The following is a 1,832-nucleotide window of genomic DNA, read 5'->3' as shown; positions in this document are numbered from 1 at the left end:
CGGGCGCCCTCAGCCGTGGACCCGGGCCACCCACGCCGCGGGGTCCCGGTGCTCGGCGGCGCTGGGCAGGGTGCCCCGGCCGGACCACACCGCGTTGAAGCCGGGGGTGCCGACCTGCGCGGTCACCGCGCGCACGAAGCGGGCGCCGTCGCGGTACTGGGCGACCTTGGCGTCCAGGCCGAGCAGGCGGCGCACCGCGCGGTCCACCGGGCCGGTGCCGCCGCGGCGGGCGCCGAACCGGGCCCGGATCTGCGCGACCGTGGGGACGACGGAGGGGCCGACCTCGTCCATGACGACGTCGGCGTGGCCCTCCAGCAGCGACATGACGGCGCTGAGCGCGTCGAGGCGCTCCTTCTGCTCCGGCGTCTGGACGAGGTCGATGAGGCCGCCGCTGGCCGACCCGGCCGGGGCGTCGGCGCCCGGGGCGGGCGCGCGCAGCAGGTCCGGCAGCCTGCCGAGCCCGTCGACGAGGCGCTTGAGCGAGCTCGCGGGGTCCTCGAGCATGTCGTCGAGCAGCTCGACGACCTGGCCGCGGAACCAGCCGGCGAGCCACGGGTTGGCGCCGAACTGCACGCGGTGGGTCTCCTCGTGCAGGCACACCCAGAGCCGGAAGTCCGAGGGGACGGCGCCGATCTCGGTCTCGACGTGGGCGACGTTGGGCGCGACGAGCAGCAGCCGCCCGCCGTCGGGGGCCAGCACGTCGTACTGGCCGAGCACCTTGGACGCCATGAAGGCGAGCAGGCTGCCGGTCTCCGCGGCGTTGACCGCGCGGGTGACGGCCGCGAGCGCGGCGGGGCCCTCGGGCGTGCCCCGCCCCCCGGACCGGCCGGCCTTCTGCCGCTGCAGGGCCGCCGAGAGGACGGGGTCCATGAGGGCGCCGAAGGACGCGGCGTTCGCGCGTGCCCAGCCGGCCCGGTCGACGACGAGCACGGCGCCGCCGTCCTCGCCCGCCTCGAGCCCGGACGTCTCGGCCACGGGGTCGACCGCGAGGGAGGCGCAGCTGCGCAGCTCCGCGACGAGGTCCTCGATCTCGGCCCGGGTCATGGCCGGGCCGGGCGGCACGAGGGCCGCCGCTGCCGCCCCGGCGGCCTCCCAGTCGACGAGGGTCGCGGTGGCTTGCATGGGTCGAGGGTAGGCCGACGTCAGCAGCAGGCGACGACCGCGGCGGCCACCCGGTCGGCGGCGGCGCGGGCCGCGTCGGTGCCGCCGGGCGGGACGCCGCCGGACAGCAGCGCGAAGGACACCCCGCGCCCGTCGGCGGTCGTGCCCACCCCGGCGAGGGCGACGACACCGGTGAGCGTCCCGGTCTTGGCGCGGACCACGCCCCGCCCGGCCGCGCTGCGCTCCTGCGCGGTGAACCGGGACGACAGCGTGCCCTCCAGGCCCGCGACCGGCAGCAGCGAGGGCAGCAGCGACAGGTCGTCCTCGGCGGGCGCCGCCGCGGCGGCCGCGAGCAGCCCCGACAGCGCGGCGGCGGAGGAGACGCTGCCGTCCTCCAGGCCGGAGCCGTCCGCGGCGACGGTCGGGCCGAGGTCGACGCCCTGCTGGCGGACGACGTCGACGACCGTCGCGCCGGCGGACGCGGACGCGGTCGGGGCGGCCAGCTCGTGGGCGACCAGGCCGGCGACGCCGTCGGCGACGGTGTTGTCGCTGGTGACGAGCAGGTGCGCGAGGACGTCGGCGACGGGTGCCGACCCGGCCTCGGCCAGCACGGGGCCGACGGGGACGGGCGCGGGGCTCACCGAGGACGCACCGACGGCCGGGGCGCCGGCGCCGAGACCCTCGCCCAGCGCGGCGGTGAGGGCGGCGGCGAAGGCCGCGGCGGCCGTGGC

At 79.0% G+C, this 1,832-nt stretch carries 2 protein-coding genes; both read right to left on the bottom strand.

All coding sequences use genetic code 11. From position 1 onward, the window contains the following. Positions 1-9: 9 nt before the first annotated feature. Positions 10-1,122: a zinc-dependent metalloprotease gene (locus WCS02_RS20070; protein WP_340296067.1), complete on the bottom strand. Its 1,113-nt coding sequence runs from the start codon at positions 1,120-1,122 to the stop codon at positions 10-12. Between the two features lie 20 nt (positions 1,123-1,142). Further along, on the bottom strand, positions 1,143-1,832 hold a 690-nt coding region (locus WCS02_RS20065), incomplete at its 5' end, for a D-alanyl-D-alanine carboxypeptidase (RefSeq protein WP_340296066.1).

This window comes from Aquipuribacter hungaricus (assembly GCF_037860755.1).
GTDB lineage: Bacteria > Actinomycetota > Actinomycetes > Actinomycetales > JBBAYJ01 > Aquipuribacter > Aquipuribacter hungaricus.
Note: the sequence above shows the minus strand (reverse complement) of the source record. Positions and strands in the feature narration are given on the sequence as shown.